Here is a 7,634-nt window from a genome sequence, read left to right on the forward strand (position 1 = left end):
CCCCCAGGTATACACGATCCCGTCTTTCACCAGCACCGAGTGCGTCATGCCGCCCGCCACCGGTACACGGCGCTGGGCCACGTTGATGGCCCCGGCCGCCGGCGCGCCCAGCGCAAACAGCCCCGCCGTCAGCGCCAGCGTCAGCACCGCGGCCGTCCCTCTCCGTACTCTCGTTCTCATCAAAAACACCTCAATCCCCGCGCGGCCCGGCCGCGCGGTATTTTTTCTCGCATTTATCTCTCTACCCGACGGTGATGACGCACCGCCCGCTCCGGCCGCCGCAGCTGGCCGTGATGTATACCGTGCCCGCGCCGAGAGCCGTCACGTTACCGTCACGGTCGACGGAGGCCACCGAGGTGTTGGCGCTCGACCAGGTCACGGTTTTGCTGGTGGCGTCGGCGGGGGCGACCGCGGCCGTCAGGTGAATCCGCTCGCCCACATCCAGCAGCGCCGACCCGGGCGACACCGTCACCCCGCTCACCGGGACGACCGGCGGCGGCGTGGGGGTGGGCGCCGGCGCGGGAGGTTGTTCCGGCGTCTGCTCCGGGGGCGTCGGCGTCGGTGTGGGCCGCGTCGGTGTGGGCCGCGGGGTAGGGGTTGGCGTAGGTCGCGTCGCGGGTGTGGGCGGGGGTGTCGGCGTGGGTGTGGACGGCGCCCCGTCCACATGCGGGATGTGCGCGACCACGGACCAGTCCGCCACCGGATTGCCGGCCGCCGCCAAGGTCTCCAACGCCGGCAGGGCGGCCAGAGGCGACAGGTCTTCGATGTGGTTGTCGCCGATGTTCAGGTAGGTGAGCCCGGTCAGAGACCGTGCAAACTGGATGTCCGAAAGTTCGTTGGCGCTGATGTCGAGCCGCGTCAGCCCGGTCAGGGACCCGAGAAAAGCCGCGTCGCCGAGCCGGCAGCCGGCCAGGTTCAGCACTTCCAGCCCCGGCAGGAACGCCAGTGGCGACGGATCCGGCAGAGACTGCCCCCGCAGGCGCAGCACCTTGAGATTCGGCAGTGCGGGCAGATCCGCCAGAGAAGTCACCGTGTCGCCCTCCGCCTGCAGCTCCGTGATGAGCATCAGATCCTCCGGGGTGACGACCGCGTCGGCCGGTTTTTGCAGCTCGGCCCGGACAGCCGCGCCAATCGCCGCGTCGGCAAATAAGACGCCGGACGAGGTGGGCGGCGCGGACGGGGGTTCGCTCGGCGGCGAGACGGCGCTCGACGGCGTTTCCTGGGTCGAGGAGGGAGGGGTGGGTGGCGCGGACGACGACCGCGGCGCCAAAAACGGCAGCCAAGACGCCCGGAAATAGTACAGCAGGGCGCCCGTCAGGAGCGCGGCGGCCGTGAGTGTCAGCACAAGCGCTTTTTGCGGCGCGCGGCTGCGCGCCGCGGCCGGCCGCGGCGCAAACGGCGGTGCCGGCGGTTCCCCGGAAGGCATGCCCGCCGGCGGCGCGTGAGCGGGCGCCCCGGAGGGGTGCGGGACATACGGCGGCGCCCCGGAGGGCATACCCGCCGGCGGCGCGTAAGCGGGCGCCCCGGAGGGGTGCGAGGCATACGGCGGATACGGCGGGGCCGGCGGTTCCCCGGAGGGCATGCCTGTCGGCGGTGCGTAGGTGGGCGCCGCGGAGGGGTGCGGGGCAAACGTCGGCGGGGCCGGCGGCGTGCTCGGGGCCTGCACCGGGAACAGCAGTTTCGTCCGGTGTTCGATCTGCTGGCCCTGTCCCGACTCGCCGTGGCCCGGCAGCCTGTTCATGACAACCGTCTGCAGGGCGCGGCCCGTCAGAGAGGCGCGGTAGGCGTACAGATGTTCCAGCATCTCGGCGGCGTCTCGCCACCGCCTGTCCGGCTCGAACGCGCAGGCCCGCAGAATGATCCCCGACAGCGCGGCGTCGGCGAAGGCCGGCGGCGGCAGCGGATCCCCTTTTACCCGGAGCTCCTGCGCCGTATGGTATTCGAAATGCGAGATCAGCGCGGGCGGCGGCGGCAGGAAAGGGGCACGGCCCCCGTTGAGCAGGCGGTAGAGCACCAGCCCGAACGAGTAGATGTCCACACGGTAGTCGCCCTTTTCCTGACGAATCAGCTCCGGGGCCATGAACATCGTGGTGCCCCGGGCCGACATCCGCGTCACCGATTCGTCCAGCATTCTGGATATTCCAAAATCACCCAACTTAAAATCGCCGCCGCGGCTGATGAAGATGTTCTCCGGTTTCACGTCCCGGTGGACGAGGCTGCGCTTTTGCAGCACGGCCAGCGCGTTGCAAAGGTCCTCCCCCAGCTTGACCACATCGAGGAGGCGGATGGGAAACTCCCGCATATAGCCGGTCAGGTTCTGCAAGTACTCCATTTTAATGTAGATGTCGTAACCGGGCCCGTCCGCGCGCGGAATGATCTTGTGGTCGTCGTAGGAGACGAAATTCGTGTGCCCGCGCAGTTCGACGTTGATGTTGATTTCCGTCATAAAGGATTCCAGAATCTGCATGCAGTAGGTCTGGAGTGTGGCGGCGTTGGTCGCCATGCCTTCGGCGAAAATGTCGTCAATCTGACCGGTGTCGCCGGGGATGGGAATGTGTTTGATCGCGGAGTAATAAGTACTGCCGTATTCTTGTCTGGAAACCAGGTAGACCCTGCCGTATGCGCCGTTCCCCAGGAGACGCGTGAAGACCCATCCATCCCAGGGGCATACAAAGTTCTCCTGCAACATCTCATCATCTTCCTCGCGCTTGGAATGTGGGGCGCCCATTCGCTCAAAAAGAAAACATTTGGATGTTTTGTAAAAACATGGAATATTTGGAGGCGTCAAAATCCATCATATACCCACAGTCATTAGTACCTTGTTGCCGCGAAGCGGCAACAAAAAACAAGAATTTGGGTTGTGGGTTGCAGGTGCAACCCACGTTAGTATATAACATCGCGAGGCGATTTGCAAGATACGACAATTGGCGATCGCCAAGTCGGGGCGCGTCGATTTTTCACAGATTTACGCGCCGCCAAAATGTGGGGGCGCAGAGCAAGAGAACAGGATAAATTTCCAAACGGCCGACGATCATACACAGCGACAGCGTGAGCTTGCCGACCGCCGAAAAATCGGCGTAATGCCCCGTCGTTTCCACGAGGCCGAGACCCGGACCGATGTTGTTGAGAGAGGCGAAAACCGCCGAGATCGTCGAGAAGAGATCTTTTCCGTCGGTCGACAGCACGAGGACGCCGGCCGCCGCGAGGAGGACATAGAGAAAAAAGAAAATCACGACGCCGGACAGCGTGGACTCCTCCACCGCTTTGCCGTTGATGGTGACGGCCCGGATTGAGCGGGGATGGATCAGCTTGCCCACCTCCCGCCGGGCGATTTTGCACAGAAGCAGGACGCGCACGCATTTCAGCCCGCCGCCCGTGGAGCCGGCCGTGGCGCCGAGCACTGTCAGCAGGAAGAGGACAAACTGGCTCAGCGCGGGCCAGACGTTGAAGTCGGCCGTCGTGTATCCGGTGGTCGAGAGGAGGGAGGCGACCTGAAACGAGGCGTGCCGCAGCGCCTCTCCCGGCGCGCGATAGACGCCGCTGCTGAGGAGATTCAGCGCGACGAGGGCGGCCGCCGCGAGAGCGGTCGCCGTGTAGAGACGCAGTTCTTCGTCACGCAACACGGGCCGCCAATTGCGCTTTAGCAGCGCGTAATAGAGCGTGAAGTTGACGCCGGAAAGCAGCATGAACACCGTGATAACGCCCTCGACGTAGGCGCTGTCGAAGGCGCCCACGCTCGCGCCGCGGCTCGAAAAACCGCCCGTGCTCGCGGTGCCGAGGGCGTGGACGGCGGCGTCGAAGGGTCCCATGCCGCCGAGGAGGAGCAGCAGAAACACCGCCGCCGTGACGGCGAGGTAGATGCCGTAGAGGATCTTGGCCACCTGCCCGATTTTGGGCACGAATTTGTCGGGGCTGGGGCCGGGGAACTCCGCCCGCATGATGTGGACGGTGTTGGCCCGCGCGCCCGGCAAAATGGCCAGCATCAGGACCAGAAAGCCGAGGCCGCCCATCCAGAGGGTGAGGCTGCGCCAAAACAAAATCCCCCGCGGCAGGCTCCCCACAGCCCGCAGGACACTGGCGCCCGTCGTGCTGAAGCCCGAGATCGACTCAAACAGCGCGTCCACGACAAAAGGGGTGACCCCGCTGAGCAGAAAGGGCAGCGCGCCCAGTACGGACACCAGCAGCCAGCCGAACCCGACGACGGCGAAGCCGTCCTTCGCGTAGATGTCGGTGCTCTTCGGCCGCAGGGCGCTCATCCCCAGCCCCACCGCCGCTGTGATCAGAGCGGAGAGCAAAAACGCCGGCGCGTCGCCGTCCCCGCCCGGCAGCGCGATGCCAAACGAAATCAGCATCCCGGCCGCCTCGATGTAACACAGCGTGCCCAGGCTTTTGAAGACCATCAGATAATTCATAGTTTCACATCCGCGCGATTTAGTACCTTGTTGCCGCGAAGCGGCAACAAAAAACAAGAATTTGGGTTGTGGGTTGCAGGTGCAACCCACGTTAATATATTAAGTGCTGCGCACTCAGTTCCGGTTGTCTAAGATGTCGTCGAGGTCCGAGAGCGGGCGCCCCCTGGTGATCAGGACGACATGGTCCCCGAGCCTGAGGCAGTCGTTTCCGTGGGGGATGATGATGTCGCTGCCCCTCACGATGACGGCGACCAGCACGCCCCGCACGAGCGGCAGCTTCCGCAGCGGCGTGTCCAGCAGTTTGGAGGGGCGGCTGATGATGAACTCGATGGCCTCCGCCTGTTCGCCGAGGATCTGGTAGAGCGTGTTGACGGGGTTGCCCATCTCGTTTTGCAGGCTCCGCACGTACCGCAGGATGTAGTTGGCGGTGATGAGCTTGGGCTGCACGAGGTTGTCGATGCCCATGTCGTGGATCACCTGGGTGTAGCCGGTCCGGTTGATCTTGGCCACGACCTTTGGCACCCCGCACCACTTGGCCAGCAGGGCGGTCATCAGGTTCTCCTCGTCCATGCCGGTGACGGACACGAAGGCGTCCATGTGGCTCAGGTTTTCCGAGTGGAGCACCTTGTCGTCCGAGCCGTCGCCGTGGATGATCAGCGTCCTCGGCAGCAGTTCGGAGAGCTCGACACACCGGTCGGCGCGGCTTTCGATGATCTTGACCCTGATCTCGCTCTCGTCCAAGTACTGTGTGAGATAGTAGGCGATGCGGCCGCCGCCGACAATCATGACGTTTTTGACCCGCTGGGTGTGCAGTCCGATCTGGGTGCAGAAGCGAAAGATCCGGGACGGCCGCCCGATGATATAGATGAGGTCGCCGGCCTGTATCACCGTCTCCCCGTCGGGGATGATGACGTCGCCGCCGCGCGCGACGGCGCCGATCAGCACGGAGGAGGAGACTTTTTTGGAGATGTCTTTCAGCGGCATCCCGACGATGGGCATGTCGGCGGGCACTTTGATCTCGATCATCTCCACGCGGCTCTTCGCGAACATCTCCACGCTGGAGGCGGACGGGAATTCCAGCAGCTTCACGATCTCGGAGGCCACGGCCCGCTCCGGGTTGATGACGAGGTCGAGGCCGAGGTCGGTTTTGAGCTGCGAGAGCTCGTTTGCGTACTCCGGGTCGCGGATCCGCGCTATCGTGTGTTCCGCGCCGAGCTTTTTGGCCGTGAGGCAGCACACCATATTCATCTCGTCGCTGGAGGTGGCGGCGATCAGCAGATCCGCCTCCCGGACTCCGGCCTCCAGCAGGATCTTGGTGCTGACGCCGCTGCCCTTGATACAGCGGACGTCCAGGTTCTCGATGGTCTTACGCAGCGCCTCCGCGTTTTTGTCGATGATCGTCACGTCGTTGTCCGATTCGCGCGAGAGGTTCTCGGCGAGGTTATACCCGACCTTCCCGTCGCCGATGATGATGATTTTCACACAAAAGCCTCCGATGCAAAAAGACATCCCGGATTTTCCAATTTTTGGGCACATAGGCGCCGGAAGTTCACTCGATGATCCGTTTTTTATTATCCGGTTTTTACCCCGAATTGTCAATACGGCTATTGTTCCCGTCCCCCGTCCCCCGTCCCCCCGCAACTCCAAACTCAGCACTCAGCACTCAGCACTTCAAAAAAACCTCTTGCGCAGACGAAAAAAATCGGCTATAATAGGAACGATACAAATTTTAGCCGATTTTAGAAGAGGGATTGCGGTATGCGGTACATCAAACGCAGCATGGAGGACATTGTTCTCCGGTTGAGCGGGCAATATCCCGCGCTTTTGCTCACCGGGCCCCGCCAGACAGGGAAAACGACCATGCTGCAAAAGCTCATGGCCGAAGAAGGGGGGCGGCGGGCGTATGTCACGCTGGACGCATGGGAGGAGCGGCGGCTTGCGAAAAGCGATCCCGCGATGTTCTTTCAGCTTCACAGGCCGCCGCTCCTCATTGATGAGGTGCAGTACGCCCCGGAACTGTTCACCTATATCAAGATACACATAGACAAAAACCACAACCCCGGCGATTTCTGGATGACCGGTTCGCAGGCGTTCAAGCTGATGCGGGGCGTGCGGGAGTCTTTGGCCGGGCGTGTGGCGCTGCTGCGCATGTCGCCTCTGTCGCAACGAGAAATTGCCGGCGGCGGGGAGGCGGCCCCGTTTGCGCTTGACGTCGAAGCGCTGACGGCGCGGCAGGCGCTCACCGCGCCTGTTGCCGCGCCTCAGATGTACGAGCGCGTCTGGAAGGGCGGGATGCCGGCGCTCGTCAGCGGTCGGTATACGGATCAGGAGGTCTTCTATGCCAATTATCTGGAAACGTATTTAAATCGGGATGTGCGGGCGCTTTCCGCCGCCATAGATTCTCTCAAGTTTACGAACTTCATCACGGCCGCGGCGGCCCGCACCGGCGGATTGCTGAATGTCAAAAGCATTGCGGACGATGCGGATATAGACCAATCCACCGCGAAAAACTGGCTGAATATTTTGGAAACGCTCGGCATTGTATTTTATCTGCATCCGTATTCCAACAATGTGCTAAAGCGCACCGTAAAAGCGCCTAAACTGTATTTCTGCGATACGGGGCTGGTCTGCTGTCTTTCCAAGTGGAGCAGCCCGGAGACCGCGATGAACGGCGCGATGAACGGTGCGCTGCTTGAAAACTATGTGGTTTCGGAGATTGTAAAGAGTTATCAAAACAACGCGTTGGAACCCCGCCTGTACTACTACCGGGACCGGGACGCCAAGGAGATTGATCTATTGCTGGAGAGCGACGGCCAATTGTATCCGATGGAGATCAAGAAGACGGCGAGTCCGGACAAGCGGCTGACCCGCGTATTTGGCGCCATTGACAAATCGCCCCTGCGCCGAGGCGCCGGGGCGGTCCTCTGCATGGCCGAACAACTTGGCGCGTTCGACCGAGAGAATCTGATAGTACCCATTTGGCTGATCTGATACCGGTAAAATAGTGTGATGTTTTTCGTGAAATTACTTGTAATAGTGTGATATTTGTGCTATAATATCTCATAGAAGTGTGAGGCGATGTTTTTGGAACGACTAATTCTGCCTAAGCTGCTTGCGTGGAAAGAGTCCAAACACCGCAAACCGCTGATTTTGAAAGGTGTCCGCCAGGTAGGGAAAACATGGGTTTTGGAGGAATTCGGCCGACGGCATTACGGGAATACG

Annotated in this window: 6 protein-coding genes; 2 read left to right on the plus strand and 4 right to left on the minus strand. The window is 62.1% G+C overall.

The genetic code is table 11. The annotated features are described in order from the left end of the window. The 4 genes from LBK75_11615 to trkA form a co-directional block, all read right to left on the minus strand. On the minus strand, nt 1-180 hold a 180-nt coding region (locus tag LBK75_11615; protein MDR1158925.1), incomplete at its 3' end, for a hypothetical protein. 61 nt (nt 181-241) lie between these two features. Next, nucleotides 242-2,689: a protein kinase gene (locus LBK75_11620; protein ID MDR1158926.1), complete on the minus strand. Its 2,448-nt coding sequence runs from the start codon at nt 2,687-2,689 to the stop codon at nt 242-244. 268 nt (nt 2,690-2,957) lie between these two features. Next, nucleotides 2,958-4,412, minus strand: a complete 1,455-nt coding sequence (locus LBK75_11625) for a TrkH family potassium uptake protein (protein MDR1158927.1) — start codon at nt 4,410-4,412, stop codon at nt 2,958-2,960. A gap of 114 nt (nt 4,413-4,526) precedes the next feature. Then, the gene (gene trkA, locus LBK75_11630; GenBank protein ID MDR1158928.1) at nt 4,527-5,894 is read right to left on the minus strand and encodes a Trk system potassium transporter TrkA; all 1,368 of its coding nucleotides are present in this window, start codon (nt 5,892-5,894) and stop codon (nt 4,527-4,529) included. Nucleotides 5,895-6,170: 276 nt separating this feature from the next. On the opposite strand from trkA, the gene LBK75_11635 reads away from it, so the two are divergent. Both LBK75_11635 and LBK75_11640 read left to right on the plus strand, forming a co-directional pair. After that, the gene (locus LBK75_11635; GenBank protein MDR1158929.1) at nt 6,171-7,403 is read left to right on the plus strand and encodes an ATP-binding protein; all 1,233 of its coding nucleotides are present in this window, start codon (nt 6,171-6,173) and stop codon (nt 7,401-7,403) included. A gap of 93 nt (nt 7,404-7,496) precedes the next feature. Beyond that, nucleotides 7,497-7,634 (plus strand): ATPase (locus tag LBK75_11640; GenBank protein MDR1158930.1); only part of this gene is annotated, 138 nt, incomplete at its 3' end.

The sequence above is a fragment of the Oscillospiraceae bacterium genome, from assembly GCA_031265355.1.
Lineage (GTDB): Bacteria > Bacillota > Clostridia > Oscillospirales > UBA929 > JAIRTA01.